At 47.0% G+C, this 13462-nt stretch carries 10 protein-coding genes and 1 pseudogene; 3 read left to right on the forward strand and 8 right to left on the reverse strand.

Going from position 1 to position 13462, the window contains the following annotated elements; translation table 11 throughout:
- The first annotated feature begins 26 nt into the window (after positions 1-26).
- Both ydiJ and VIC_RS19765 read left to right on the forward strand, forming a co-directional pair.
- Positions 27-3059: a D-2-hydroxyglutarate dehydrogenase YdiJ gene (gene ydiJ, locus VIC_RS19760; protein WP_006962012.1), complete on the forward strand. Its 3033-nt coding sequence runs from the start codon at positions 27-29 to the stop codon at positions 3057-3059.
- 66 nt (positions 3060-3125) lie between these two features.
- Complete coding sequence (locus VIC_RS19765) at positions 3126-3587, forward strand: methyltransferase family protein (RefSeq protein WP_006962013.1); 462 nt, start codon at positions 3126-3128, stop codon at positions 3585-3587.
- 48 nt (positions 3588-3635) lie between these two features.
- Here VIC_RS19765 and VIC_RS19770 read toward each other — a convergent pair whose 3' ends face one another.
- The 6 genes and pseudogenes from VIC_RS19770 to hutC form a co-directional block, all read right to left on the reverse strand.
- Positions 3636-4361 (reverse strand): DUF3581 domain-containing protein, encoded by a 726-nt coding sequence (locus VIC_RS19770; protein WP_006962014.1) that lies wholly within the window; start codon positions 4359-4361, stop codon positions 3636-3638.
- Positions 4362-4498: 137 nt separating this feature from the next.
- On the reverse strand, positions 4499-6031 hold the full coding sequence (gene hutH / locus VIC_RS19775; RefSeq protein WP_006962015.1) for a histidine ammonia-lyase: 1533 nt from the start codon (positions 6029-6031) through the stop codon (positions 4499-4501).
- A 27-nt stretch (positions 6032-6058) separates the two neighbouring features.
- The gene (gene hutU, locus VIC_RS19780) at positions 6059-7756 is read right to left on the reverse strand and encodes a urocanate hydratase (protein WP_006962016.1); all 1698 of its coding nucleotides are present in this window, start codon (positions 7754-7756) and stop codon (positions 6059-6061) included.
- A 95-nt stretch (positions 7757-7851) separates the two neighbouring features.
- A complete protein-coding gene (gene hutG, locus VIC_RS19785; protein ID WP_006962017.1) occupies positions 7852-8850 on the reverse strand; it encodes a formimidoylglutamase in 999 nt (332 codons plus the stop codon).
- A complete protein-coding gene (gene hutI, locus VIC_RS19790) occupies positions 8843-10081 on the reverse strand; it encodes an imidazolonepropionase (protein WP_006962018.1) in 1239 nt (412 codons plus the stop codon). The genes hutG and hutI overlap by 8 nt, the downstream gene beginning before the upstream one ends.
- Positions 10082-10188: 107 nt before the next feature.
- Positions 10189-10900: pseudogene (hutC, locus tag VIC_RS19795) on the reverse strand (histidine utilization repressor).
- Positions 10901-11086: 186 nt separating this feature from the next.
- Between hutC and VIC_RS19800 the strand changes: the two are divergent.
- On the forward strand, positions 11087-11830 hold the full coding sequence (locus VIC_RS19800; protein ID WP_006962019.1) for a sporulation protein: 744 nt from the start codon (positions 11087-11089) through the stop codon (positions 11828-11830).
- Here the strand turns inward: VIC_RS19800 and VIC_RS19805 are convergent.
- Positions 11827-12810, reverse strand: a complete 984-nt coding sequence (locus VIC_RS19805; RefSeq protein WP_006962020.1) for a DUF3187 family protein — start codon at positions 12808-12810, stop codon at positions 11827-11829. The genes VIC_RS19800 and VIC_RS19805 overlap by 4 nt on opposite strands.
- Positions 12811-12937: 127 nt before the next feature.
- A complete protein-coding gene (locus VIC_RS19810; protein ID WP_006962021.1) occupies positions 12938-13405 on the reverse strand; it encodes an ASCH domain-containing protein in 468 nt (155 codons plus the stop codon).
- Positions 13406-13462: the final 57 nt, after the last annotated feature.

Below are 13462 nucleotides of genomic sequence, written 5' to 3' on the forward strand. Positions count from 1 at the left end.
ATCAGCGTAGTAGGGGCAGGAAGCAAATGTTACCAAGATTACACTCTCAATCTGATGTGGATCCCGTCGTACTCAGTTTTCTGGAAGAACTCCGACAATCGGGATTTTCCGGAGACATCGAAAGCCAATACTCAAGCCGTCTGGCTGTTGCCACTGACAACAGTGTTTATCAGCAATTACCCCAGTCGGTTGTCCACCCTAAATCCACTCAAGACGTTGCTTTAATCGGCAAACTCAGTATCCAACCTCAATATGAACGTATCACTTTTTCCCCACGCGGAGGTGGTACAGGGACCAACGGTCAGTCGCTGACTAAGGGTATTGTGGTTGATTTGTCACGCCATATGAACAAGGTACTGGAAATCAACGAAAAGGAAGGCTGGGCTCGTGTTCAGACTGGTGTGGTGAAGGACCAGTTAAACGATGCTATCAGACCCTATGGCTATTTCTTCTCGCCTGATCTTTCGACCAGCAACCGTGCGACTCTGGGCGGTATGATCAATACCGATGCTTCCGGACAAGGCTCTCTGAAATACGGAAAAACGTCTGATCACGTATTGTCTTTGCAAGCGGTTTTCGCTGATGGCTCGGTGCTTGAGTCGGATATGTCTCAAGGGGAACCCAAGGATGGCGAGTACGCATACCAAGCATTACAGGTTACAGAGCAAGTTTGTCGTAGCAAGCGTGAGCAAATCAACGCGAAATTTCCCCCTCTCAATCGCTTTCTAACGGGTTATGACTTAAAGAATGCACTTGATGAAGAGACACAGAGCTTCGATTTAACTCGAGTCTTATGTGGCGCGGAAGGCTCTTTGGCATTTATTACAGAGGCTAAGCTTAACCTCACTCCAATCCCTAAAGCTCGCACGTTAGTGAACGTGAAATACAACAGCTTTGATTCCGCACTGCGTAACGCCCCATTTATGGTTGAAGCCAATGCGCTTTCAGTAGAAACCATCGACTCAAAAGTACTCAATCTGGCTAAGCAGGATATTGTCTGGCATACCGTCAGTGATTTGCTGACTGACGTTCCAGGTAAAGATATGCAAGGCATCAACATGGTGGAGTATGCAGGCCAAGATGTTGAGGAAGTCGAGCAGCAGGTCGATGCGCTGACCAAACGTTTGGATCAAATGATGGAAGCCGAGCAAGCGGGCATTATCGGTTATCAGGTGTGCAGTGATGTGGCTAGCATTGGCCGTATCTACAACATGCGTAAGAAAGCGGTGGGCTTACTTGGCGCAGCGAAAGGAAGAGCGAAACCTGTCGCATTCGCTGAAGATACTTGTGTCCCGCCTGAAAACCTTGCTGACTTTATTGTTGAGTTCCGAGAGCTACTGGATTCCAAATCTCTCAGCTACGGTATGTTTGGTCACGTTGATGCAGGCGTTCTCCATGTTCGACCCGCGTTAGATTTGTGCGATCCTAAGCAAGAGGCCTTGATGCATGAAGTGTCTGACGAAGTCGTTAAGCTAGTCGCCAAATACGGTGGTTTGATGTGGGGAGAGCATGGCAAAGGCTACCGTTCAGAATATGGACCAGAGTTCTTTGGTGAAGAGCTTTTTACTGAGTTGAGACGAGTAAAAGCGGCGTTTGACCCTCACAACAAGATGAACCCAGGTAAGATCTGCACACCATTAGAAAGCCAAGAAGAACTAGTCAAAGTCACAGATACAAAACGTGGCTACTTTGATCGCCAGATCGACGTTGAAGTGCGAGACAGTTTTAAGCAGGCGATGGAATGTAACGGTAACGGTCTTTGCTTTAACTACGATACATCTTCGCCAATGTGCCCTTCGATGAAAGTGACGGCAGATCGTCGCCATTCTCCTAAAGGACGTGCTGGCTTGGTTCGGGAGTGGTTGCGTCAGCTTACAGAGCAGGGCGTGGATATTCTCGATTTGGAGAAACAGGCTTTAGAAGAAACGTCATCCATCAAATCGATGTTGGACAGAGTGCGTAATTCGTTAAATAAGCGCCATGAGTATGACTTTTCTCATGAAGTTTACGAAGCGATGAATGGCTGTCTAGCCTGTAAAGCTTGTGCCAGCCAATGCCCAATTAAGGTAGACGTACCAAGCTTCCGCTCAAGATTTCTCAATATTTATTATTCGCGCTATCAGCGTCCTGCAAAGGACTATTTGGTTGCGAATATAGAATCAGTTTTACCTGTCATGGCGAAAGCGCCGAAGTTAGTGAATGGCGTTCTCAGCCAAAAATGGGTCCAAAATCTCACGACTGCTGCGGTAGGTTATACCGATGCGCCATTCATGTCAGTGCCAACACTCAAGTCGCGATTACAGCATCATCAACCTTTTGATCTGCAATACCTGGCGGCTTTGTCTAAAGAAGATAAAGCGAACCATGTGGTGATTGTGCAAGACCCATTTACCAGCTACTACGATGCTGAAGTGGTGGAAGACTTTGCTAAGTTGTTGACTAAACTTGGTAAAACGCCTGTTTTGCTGCCTTTCAAACCTAATGGTAAGGCTCAGCACGTGAAAGGTTTCTTACAGCGTTTTGCCAAAAGTGCTAAGAGCACTGCGATGTTCTTACAGCAAGTCGCCGATCTGGAAGTGTCTATGGTTGGCGTCGACCCGGCGTTGGTGCTCTGTTATCGCGATGAGTATAACGAAGTACTTGGCGACAAGCGTGGTGATTTCGAAGTGCTGACGGTTCATGAATGGCTGCAACCTAGGTTGGGTGAGTTCGAGGCCTCTGGTACGAGTGCAGAAGAACCTTGGTATCTTCTGGCTCACTGTACAGAGAAAACCAAAATGCCAAACGCAGAGAAAGAGTGGGGAGCAATATTCTCGCACTTTGGTTCCCGCCTGAATACGGTGCCTGTGGGCTGTTGTGGTATGGCAGGAACGTTCGGTCACGAAGTCGATAAGTTGCAGATGTCGAGAGACATTTACGGGCTGAGCTGGAAACCTCAACTAGAGCAGTTGCCGAAGGAGCGATGCTTGATCACTGGCTATTCCTGTCGAAGTCAGGTGAAGCGCTTTGAGGACATCAAAGTGAAACACCCTTTACAGGCGCTACTGCAAATTGTGTGATTAAACCTAGCCCAGCTTTCAAAGCTGGGCTATTTTTTAGTAACGTCAGCAAAGCTATTGAACACTATGGAAAAATTAGAAAGAAAAATTCCTCCTGTTGCCCTGTTTATTGTTCTCGGTGTGGTGATGAACCATGTGGGGCACGAGTTCCACACTTTCTCGGTTAGTTTACCGATACCTTGGGCAGTTTTATTGGCGTGCTTTGCGATTTCTGTTGTTGTTGGTTTAGCTGGGGTCTACGAGTTTCGCAAAGCGAACACAACCGTGAATCCAGTCAAGGTGAAGGATGCGTCTCAAGTGGTGGATAGTGGGGTGTTTGCCTACTCGCGAAACCCAATGTATTTGGGTATGTTCTTACTGTTGCTTGGGTTTGCGTACTGGCAGCAGAACTTGTTGTGCATTGCGCTGGCTTTCGTGTTTGTGCTGTACATGAATCGTTTTCAAATTAGTCCAGAGGAGCGCGCTCTTGAAGAACTTTTTGGGGCCGCTTATTTAGACTACAAGCAACGTGTCAGACGCTGGATATAAAAGAACCCCGCTCATTTGAGCGGGGTTCTTTTTAGAAATCTGAGTAGGCTATGCCGCTTTGTTGAACTGCGCTAAGAATTCCTCTTTGCGCTCGTTAAAGCGAGTCACTAAGCCGTCAATGTCTTCTTGGTTGTATGGCTTCAAACCACTCGCAACCATACGCTTAACGCCTTTACCGACAACCTCGTCACCTTCTTTAAAGTCGAAATTCAATGTGACGACACCACGTTTGCCTTCAACATCAAACGTTGCGCCTGCAAACTCGACTTCTGGGTGAGATAGGTTTAAGCGAGTGAATTCCACTTCCATGCTCTCGTAAATCACTAATGGGCGCTGGCAGTTGATCATCATCTGCTGTTCTTCCATTAATGGAACCATGATGTGTGGAAAGTTCATGCCTGAGAACTGAACGTAATTTGTTACGACATGCTCAATGAATGCGGCATCACGATTCACTTCGCCTTCGCGATTCATGTGCAGGTATTCTTTACCGCTTTCGTCAACAACAGCGGCTTCTTTGTCACACTTGTTTTCAATGTGCAGAGCAACACCGTCACTGACCATACCTGAGAAATCAAAACGCATTTTCTGGCTAACGCCTTCTTTCTGTAGCAATACAGCGAAAAGCAGGTCGCCCGGAACGCAGAAGCGCTTGTTGTCTTCATCGTGAATTGGGTTGAAGTCGCCCGCAACCATCTTTGCAAAATGGCTTGCTTGCTGACGAGTAAACTGGAACTGCTTGTCGTTGTTAGAAAAATATGGTTTTAAAAACATAATTTACGGTAAATAGCCAAAACTGAGATGGATTATATATGACGATTCTTTTTGAATGGTCCATCCAGTGGAGTTATTACTGAATTATGACATTGAGAAGAAGAAAGGGCTCCGAATCGGAGCCCTTATATTGGTGTTTAGATACTAGGTAGAATCGAGTCTGGCATCAGATGGTTGTGTACTGCAAGCTTAAGCAAACTGTTTGCTTGCTCTATGTCCGGTGCAAAGTAGCGATCTTTATCGTAGAACGGTACTTTCTCGCGCAGAATTTGTTTTGCTTCTTCGACTTTGGTAGACGACTTGTTTGGAGCGCGGAAGTCTATCCCCTGAGCGGCCGCAAGATACTCAACCGCCAAAATGCCACGAGTGTTCTCCGCCATGTCACGAAGACGGCGCCCAGCAAACGTTGCCATAGAGACGTGATCTTCTTGGTTTGCCGATGTTGGCAAGCTATCAACAGACGCAGGGTGAGCCAGCGTTTTATTTTCACTTGCTAATGCAGCGGAGGTGACCTGAGCAATCATAAAGCCTGAGTTAACACCGCCGTTGTCGACTAAGAAAGGTGGTAGTTTACTCAGTGCGCTGTCGATCAACAGTGCCATACGACGTTCAGAAAGGCTGCCAATCTCAGCAATGGCTAAAGCTAGGTTATCCGCTGCCATAGCTACAGGCTCAGCATGGAAGTTACCACCAGAGATGATGTCACCGTCTTCGGCAAAAACCAGTGGGTTGTCAGAGACAGAGTTAGCTTCCACTTCCAGAATGTCAGCGGCGTTACGGATTTGTTGTAAACACGCGCCCATAACTTGAGGCTGACAACGCAGAGAGTATGGATCCTGAACTTTCTCGCAACCTGTGTGTGAGTCGCCAATTTCACTATTGGTGTCCAGTACATGACGATAAGCCAGTGCTGCGTCCATCTGGCCTCGATGACCACGCACGCGGTGAATACGAGGGTCGAATGGACGACGGCTTCCTAGTGCCGCTTCTACAGACATTGCGCCACAGGTTGTTGCTGAAGCAAACAGATCTTCAGCCGCAAACAATCCTTCAAGCGCAAAGGCAGTTGATGCCTGAGTGCCGTTAAGCAGCGCAAGGCCTTCTTTAGGCGCGAGTGTGATTGGTTCAAGGCCAGCGATTTTCATTGCTTCCAGACCTGAGATGATCTTACCGTTGTGGCGTGCCTGACCTTCACCGAGTAATACGGTACTCATGTGCGCCAGTGGCGCAAGGTCACCAGAAGCGCCGACAGAGCCTTTTTGTGGCACACATGGATAGACCTGAGAGTTGACTAGGTCGATCAGCGCTTGAATGACTTTAAGTCGAATACCTGAGAAGCCACGAGCAAGGCTGTTAATCTTGAGTACCATCATCAGGCGAACGGTTTCATCTGACATGAACTCGCCGATACCTGCCGCATGCGACAACACGATACTTTTTTGCAGTGTCTCTAGATCTTCTGGTGCAATACGAGTGTTAGCAAGCAGACCAAAGCCTGTGTTGATGCCATAGACAGTGCGGTCTTCGGCAATCACTTGTTCAACCACTTTAGTGCTTTCATCGATAGCAGGAATGGCTTCCGGATCCAGAGTCAATCTTGCAGGAGAGCGGCTCACCTGACGGAGTTCTTTTAAGCTAATATTTCCCGGCTTTAGCGTTAAATTTAACATCTTTGTCTTTCCTTTCTTCAGGTGTGCTTACTTAAGCTTCTTCAGCTCTTCGTTGAGCATAGGTAGGTCGAGCCCTTGTTCTGCTGCGCACTGCTTGGCAATGTCATAGCCAGCGTCTGCGTGACGCATCACGCCTGTACCTGGGTCATTATGAAGAACGCGAGCAATTCGCTCAGACGCATCATCACTGCCATCACAACAAATAACCATGCCAGAGTGCTGAGAGAAGCCCATTCCTACACCGCCACCGTGGTGGAGTGAAACCCAAGTAGCACCGCCTGCTGTGTTTAGCAGAGCATTCAGCAGAGGCCAATCTGACACGGCATCAGAACCGTCCATCATGCCTTCTGTTTCACGATTAGGGCTGGCAACTGAACCAGAATCTAGGTGGTCACGGCCAATAACAACCGGCGCCTTAAGCTCGCCATTTTTGACCATTTCATTGAATGCTTGGCCTAGGCGTTCACGATCTTTCAGTCCAACCCAACAAATACGAGCAGGTAAACCTTGGAACTGAATGCGCTCGCGAGCCATGTCTAGCCAGTTGTGCAAGTGTAGGTTGTCAGGGATTAACTCTTTGACTTTCTGATCGGTTTTGTAGATATCTTCTGGGTCACCGGATAGTGCAGCCCAGCGGAATGGACCAATACCTTCACAGAAGAGTGGGCGAATATAAGCTGGAACGAAACCCGGGAAGTCAAACGCGTTATCAACGCCTTCTTCTAGGGCCATCTGGCGGATGTTATTGCCGTAATCCAGTGTCGCTGCACCGCGTTCTTGAAGCTCAAGCATCGCTTTAACTTGAATCGCCATCGATTCTTTGGCTGCTTTGACAACAGCTGCTTCATCTTGCTTACGCATGTCGGCTGCGTGTTCCATCGACCAACCAATTGGAAGGTAACCGTTGAGTGGGTCGTGTGCTGACGTTTGGTCTGTCACTACATCTGGAGTGATGTTACGTTCAACTAACTCAGGGAATACATCTGCGGCGTTTGCTAGTAGGCCGACAGAAACAGGCTCTTCAGATTCATAAATGATTGCCAGTGCTTCATCTAAGCTGGTGGCCTTCTTGTCAACGTATCCTGTACGTAGACGGTAATCGATACGAGACTCGTCACACTCAACCGCGATCATAGAGAAGCCCGCCATGGTGCCAGCCAGAGGCTGAGCGCCGCCCATGCCGCCAAGGCCACCGGTTAGAATCCAACGTCCGTTTGCTTTACCATCAAAGTGCTTTTTCGCAACAGAAACAAACGTTTCATAAGTACCTTGAACAATGCCCTGTGAACCAATGTAGATCCAGCTGCCGGCGGTCATCTGACCGTACATCATCAGTCCTTCTTTATCCAACTCATTGAAGTGTTCCCAGTTTGCCCAATGCGGCACAAGGTTTGAGTTTGCGATAAGAACACGTGGCGCATTTTTGTGTGTTGGGAATACACCAACAGGTTTACCAGACTGAACCAGCAAGGTTTGGTCGTCTTCCAAACGCTCTAAAACTTCAACAATCTTGTCAAAACATTCCCAATTGCGCGCTGCACGGCCAATACCACCGTACACAACCAGCGAATGAGGGTGTTCTGCGACGTCAGGATCCAGATTGTTCATTAACATGCGAAGCGGTGCTTCAGTCAGCCAAGATTTTGCTCTCAGATCCGTGCCATGTGGGGCACGAATAGTGCGGGTTGTATCGAGACGCATATCTTCTACTTGGCGTTCCGTCATGGTAAGACTCCTTGTATTTCACGTTTTCAGGTTGAAAGCGGTCTGCGCAAGAGAGAAGCTCTCACGCAATCTAGTCGCTTTCCTTTCTGTTTTTTCTATTTTTCGGAAAAGGCGTTAGCAATATCCCAACAAAGCCTTGCAGCTAACCGCGCCGTCTGACTGTCAACGTCATAGGTAGGGTTGTACTCAGCGATGTCGGCAATAACCAACTTCTGTTTGTAGTGTAAAATTCGGTCCAAAAAGAGTGCCAGCGTATCCATACTGACGCCTCTGGCGGCAGGAGCGCTGACGCCCGGAGCTGTCGCAGCTGGGAAAACATCAAGATCGATGGTGAGGTAGATGTAATCGCAATTATCGATGAAATGCTGCAACTGGGTCAGATGATAGATGTGGTTTAGGTGTGCGAGATCTTTGTCTTCAACGAACCACACGTTGAGCTCTTTGGCTCGCTCAAACAAGGCTTGCGTGTTACTGGCTCTGCTGACACCTAGGCAGGCGTAATGGAATGGCCAGTCTTGCTTTTGGCAGTAATCATAAATTTGGTTGAATGGTGTACCAGAGCTGGGTTTTACATCGGCGTTACTGCTTTCAAATGCACGTAAATCAAAGTGAGCATCAAAATTGATGATACCAATCTTAGGAGGCGTTACTGGGTTTAAGTACTCGAAATAGCGCGCAAGTCCTTGAAAGGAAGCCCACGCCACTTCATGACCGCCGCCGAGCGTGATAACTGGAGTAGAGCGAAGCGCTGCAGCGATGACATCAGCACATTCTGATTGGTACTGTTCCAGCAAATCATCTTCACAGACGACATTACCCAAATCGATAAGCGCGCTTTCTTTGTGCCAAGCCATGTTGGCAAGTGCGCGTCTAATCAAATCAGGCGCTTTTTTGGCGCCAACGCGACCTTTGTTTCGCGCAACACCAGCATCGCACGCAAAACCCAAGATGCTCACGGCATTTCGATAAGGTTCAAGACCCTGCACTTGCAACTGTTTGATAACGTGATGGACGCGTTTGCCCATCGCACCATCTTCAGCGTCATGGCGTCCTTGCCAGTGAAAATCCTGGTTAGTCGTTGGTAGGTTAGACATATTCCAGTTCTCCGTTTACCACGCGAGCAGATAAGCGTGACAAACCCTGCTGATAACTGAAATCGGCAGGGTGGCTCACGTCCCAAATAGCAAGATCAGCATCATATCCCGGCTGAATTTGCCCTCGGCTGTCACCGAAGCCTAGCGCTTGAGCAGCATTGCAAGTCACGCCACGCAATGTTTCTTCAGGTGTTAGGCCGAAAAGTGTACAGCCCATATTCATCATCATAGTCAAATCTGAGAAAGGCGAGGTGCCTGGGTTAAGATCCGTTGCAATTGCCATTGGAATATTGTGTTGACGAAGTAGCTCAATAGGCGGTAATTGGGTTTCTCGTAAGAAGTAAAACGCCCCAGGCAGCAGCGTGGCAACCGTTCCAGATTGGGCTAGTGCTTTTACGCCTTCTTCATCGAGATATTCGATATGATCCGCTGACAGCCCTTGGTAGCGAGCGGTTAGGGCTGTGCCACCTAAGTTAGAAAGCTGCTCAGTGTGACCTTTTACATGCAGACCATATTGCTTGGCTGCGGCGAAGACTTTTTCGGTTTGTTCCAAGTTGAAGCCAATCGATTCACAGAACACATCGACGCTGGTTGCTAGCTTCTCCTCAGCGACAAGAGGAATCATCTCTTCGCATACCAGTTTAATGTAGTCATCTGCTTTACCCGCATACTCTGGAGGAAGGGCATGTGCGGCGAGTAACGTTGTGGTGATTCGAATCTTACGGTGATCTTCTAGTGCTTTTGCTGCACGTAGCATTTTGATCTCGTCTTTTACAGTCAGACCGTAACCCGACTTTACTTCTACTGATATGACACCAGTTCGAATCAAACCGTCCAATCGTGGAAGGGCGAGGTTAATTAAAGCTTCTGCACTTGCTTCTCGCGTTGCACGAACGGTTGATAGAATTCCGCCACCTTGCTTGGCAATCTCTGGGTATGGGACACCATTAAGACGCATTTCAAACTCATTGGCGCGATTACCTGCATAGACTAGGTGAGTGTGGCAATCAACAAATCCAGGTGTGACCAACTGGTTTTTACAATCATAAGAGTTGGCGCAAGAAAGCTCGGAGCCACCGATTTGTGCAATCTTTCCACCCTTAATCAGAAGGCTACTTGGCTCAGAAACGGAATACCCTTGCGACCCAGCGACCATAGAGACCAGCCGTGCATTGGTTAGCAGCAATTCTTGGCTGTCGGTGTTTAAGGATGAAGAAGCGCTTCCAAGCATGTAATTGAGTCCATAAGTTCAAATGTATATACAAATAATTGTTCAGGTATAACAATTGATCAAGTGGCTTGTTGCAAAAATGTGATCAGTAAAAAGTATGAAATGCTTTAACCGAGTAATATTTTAGAGCTTAATTTGTAGCGAGTGCCCGGGTGGTAAAGCAATGCAGAACTCACGAGCTTATCTTGGCTCCATGTCCTTCTGTTTAGTAGCAGGCAAGGTTCGTTAGCCCCGAGTCTCAAGGCGGTACGCACCTCATCATCTGCAACGATGGCTTCAACGGTATGTTCGATAGCACTCAGTGGGCAGTTCTCAGACAGATATTGATTTGGGGTGATTTGGGTAAAGTCTTGTTCAAGATAGTCAGGCGCGTAGGCACTGTTGACCCAGCGAAGTTCATATTGAATAGGAGAATTATCTTCAAAGTGAATGATTTCACTATAGAAAATCGGGCTGTTCAACATCACCCCTAACTTTATTGCTACAGTTTCATCGGCGAGCATCGAGGCTTGTTTAATTACCTTACTAGAGTATGTTTTACCCCGTAATTTCACTCTCAGCAATGTTTTGGATATCCAGTAATGGAGATTCCGCTTTATCATCGGGAGCGCAGACAAAAGTGCCTACTCTAGGTCGTCTTTGAAGCTTTCCTTCGGCGACCAAATCACGAATCGCCTTATTGACAGTCATTCGGCTAACCTTGAATTGTTCTGTTAGCTCCAGTTCAGTCGATATACGATGGCCCACAGGCCAATGTCCAGAATCAATTTTGTCAGTAATGTATTGTTTTATTTGGAGATATAATGGCGATTGGCTCATGATGATTTAATAATTATTTATTTGACTATACAAATGGTGGTTCATTTGTCATGAAATTGCAACTCTGGTTGCGGATTAAGCAGTCTAAACGATGGTTTACACATTATTCAGATAAATGTCTTGCGACTCGATAACGCCGCATGTTAATCAGAAACAATAACGACATAGAAAGTAAAAGGAAACCTTATGTTTGGTAAGTTAAAGGCGTCACTGGGAATTGGAGCTGCAAAAGTGGATACGGTTCTAGAGAGTATGTCTGTGTATCAGGGAGAAACTCTGAAGGGCGTGGTTCACATTCAGGGTGGCGATGTTGAGCAGCAAATTGACGCCATTAATCTCAAGCTTTGCACTGAAGTTAAAGTGGAGAGTGATAACGGTGCCAGCTATCAGAATTTCACCATTGGTAGCCTTCAAGCGGTTCAGCCTTTCACCATTCAGCCTCAGGAACATAAACAGGTTCCGTTCGAATTAAAGTTAGATGATGAGACCCCAATTACGGCACTGAATGCAATGAAGAATCAGTGCCACGTATGGGTAGAAACCACGCTAGATATCGATTTCGCGATTGACCCTAAAGATCGTGATTTCGTTGAAGTGAAAGCATTGCCTGTCGCTTCCAAAGTAATTTCAGCTATAGAGCAAGTGGGCTTTGGAATGGTCAAAGCAGATGTGGAAAAAGGATATTTGCGAGGCAGCAACTTCTCATCTAAATCTGGTTGCTATCAGGAGATAGAATTTCGCAACAATGGCTTCATTAACAAGAAAGAAATAGAGTTGTCATTCATACTTGATGGCAGTGTTATGCATTGTTTAGCGGAAGTTGACCGTTCGCTTAGCATGCGAGGTGACCAGTACGTTTCTTTCTCTCTGAGCCTTAATGCCAGCGATGCTGAAATCAGCTCTGCGGTTAGCCGAGTGCTTTCAGTTTAAGCTTGGTTATCTGAACCTCCAAAGCGGTACCGGTATCCTATTCCAAAGGCGATATCGGTGCTGTTATCTGCGTTAAACATGTTTTCCACTGCAGTCAATTCAATGGCTGAGTTTTCCATCTGGTAACGATAGCCAAAGGTGAATTCGGTCGATGGCTTGGAAAATTCATCCTCCCCATCTGATACGCCCTCATGAAAAGCGATTTGCCCAATAAGATGGTGCCTTTCCAATAGCTGGTAGCGATAACTAGCTCCAACTGTCCAGGTGCTAGAGCGATAGGGCATATCTTTGAATACTGTTGGCGTATTGCGAAAAGTGATAGCAAGTAGGGTGTCTAGAGAGTGTTTATCGCGGCGATAGCCGTAGTTTAGCTGAATACCTTGTTCGAATTCTGAAGAACTGAAAATGCCATGTTTGGTGTCGTTGTAGTAAAGAGATGCTCCGACTGAAAGCCCGTGATGCTTTTTATTGATAAATTGGTATTGCATGTAACTGGTGATCGCGTGACTTAGGCTTTCTCCACGGAAGTTTTCCAACTCTATGCCATAGTCAGGCATATTGATCACAAAGCGATCGTTGTCCACATCCTCTCGGCCATTTTGGTCAATGCCAACCCAATCGTGAAACGCAATGGTTAATCGATCTAGGTGGTTATTACCAGCGTAATTCCAGCGATAGCTAAGCTCTAGTTGCCATTCTGAAGAGAATTGCCATTTCCCACCAACAGCGATTTGATTTTGGTAGTAGTCTAACTCGTAGTCTGGAGTGACGGCCCAAATACTTGAAATGGTACCCGTACCATAGACCTCGATATCGTCTTCATCCATTGAGAATCCAGAGCGGAGCTGAGGTGACAAACTGTTGGTATGGAAGGGCGATTGTGTATAGCTTTGTACAGGTCCGTAGTCGATTTGTGCCCACGCAGCGTTAACGATTACCAGAGTAATGAGAGAGAGGAAAAACTGCCTGCAAAGGATCATAGATTCATTTCTTATTCTTATGTCACTGATAAAATGATAGTTTATGATTTTATCGCGTGCCGAATTTATGATCGGATATGTGCTGAGGGACGTCTGGCTAACCCTCAGCAGTCGGGCTGGGTAAGCTTTACAGTGGATACACTTTTTCGAATCGTTCTAGTACCAATTCGGACTGTAAATCGAATTTGGCGCCAATCTCACCAGCGTACTGAGTAAAGAATTTAATGTGCGCCTCACGCCACCATTCATAGCTCAGGTCACCTTCTCCTTCTGAGCGGGCAAACTCTTCAGTTACTTGATCGAAAGGGCAGATAGAAACTTCTGTTAGGCGAATGATACAAACCGGCTCTTGCTGCCAGTTAAGCACCACTGTAATGCGACCTACCTGAGGAAGAGGCTCTTGCTCAATGTCGTAGCCTTGTTTAAGGCTGCAAGACGCTCTCTTTGTACCTTGATTAATCAACCTTGCACATTCGTTGGCATTAAACTCGTCAGCACAAAAATATTCAGCGATGGTGTCTGGTATTGATTCCCGCTGTTGAGGTGTGAGTGTGGTAAGGTATTCGTTTAGATACGCTTGCTGCTGTGGGGTCATCATCTTCCTTGAAAAACAACCCCTTCATGAGAAGGGGCTGTTAGCATTTAGTTAGGC

The organism is Vibrio coralliilyticus ATCC BAA-450 (assembly GCF_000176135.1).
Taxonomy (GTDB): Bacteria; Pseudomonadota; Gammaproteobacteria; order Enterobacterales; family Vibrionaceae; genus Vibrio; species Vibrio coralliilyticus.

What these genes read in the sequence shown, in the direction of transcription:
- ydiJ (WP_006962012.1), top strand. Translation starts at nt 27, where the DNA reads ATGTTACCAAGATTACACTCTCAATCTGATGTGGATCCCGTCGTACTC.
- VIC_RS19765 (WP_006962013.1), top strand. Translation starts at nt 3,126, where the DNA reads ATGGAAAAATTAGAAAGAAAAATTCCTCCTGTTGCCCTGTTTATTGTT.
- VIC_RS19770 (WP_006962014.1), bottom strand. Translation starts at nt 4,361, where the DNA reads ATGTTTTTAAAACCATATTTTTCTAACAACGACAAGCAGTTCCAGTTT.
- hutH (WP_006962015.1), bottom strand. Translation starts at nt 6,031, where the DNA reads ATGTTAAATTTAACGCTAAAGCCGGGAAATATTAGCTTAAAAGAACTC.
- hutU (WP_006962016.1), bottom strand. Translation starts at nt 7,756, where the DNA reads ATGACGGAACGCCAAGTAGAAGATATGCGTCTCGATACAACCCGCACT.
- hutG (WP_006962017.1), bottom strand. Translation starts at nt 8,850, where the DNA reads ATGTCTAACCTACCAACGACTAACCAGGATTTTCACTGGCAAGGACGC.
- hutI (WP_006962018.1), bottom strand. Translation starts at nt 10,081, where the DNA reads ATGCTTGGAAGCGCTTCTTCATCCTTAAACACCGACAGCCAAGAATTG.
- VIC_RS19800 (WP_006962019.1), top strand. Translation starts at nt 11,087, where the DNA reads ATGTTTGGTAAGTTAAAGGCGTCACTGGGAATTGGAGCTGCAAAAGTG.
- VIC_RS19805 (WP_006962020.1), bottom strand. Translation starts at nt 12,810, where the DNA reads ATGATCCTTTGCAGGCAGTTTTTCCTCTCTCTCATTACTCTGGTAATC.
- VIC_RS19810 (WP_006962021.1), bottom strand. Translation starts at nt 13,405, where the DNA reads ATGACCCCACAGCAGCAAGCGTATCTAAACGAATACCTTACCACACTC.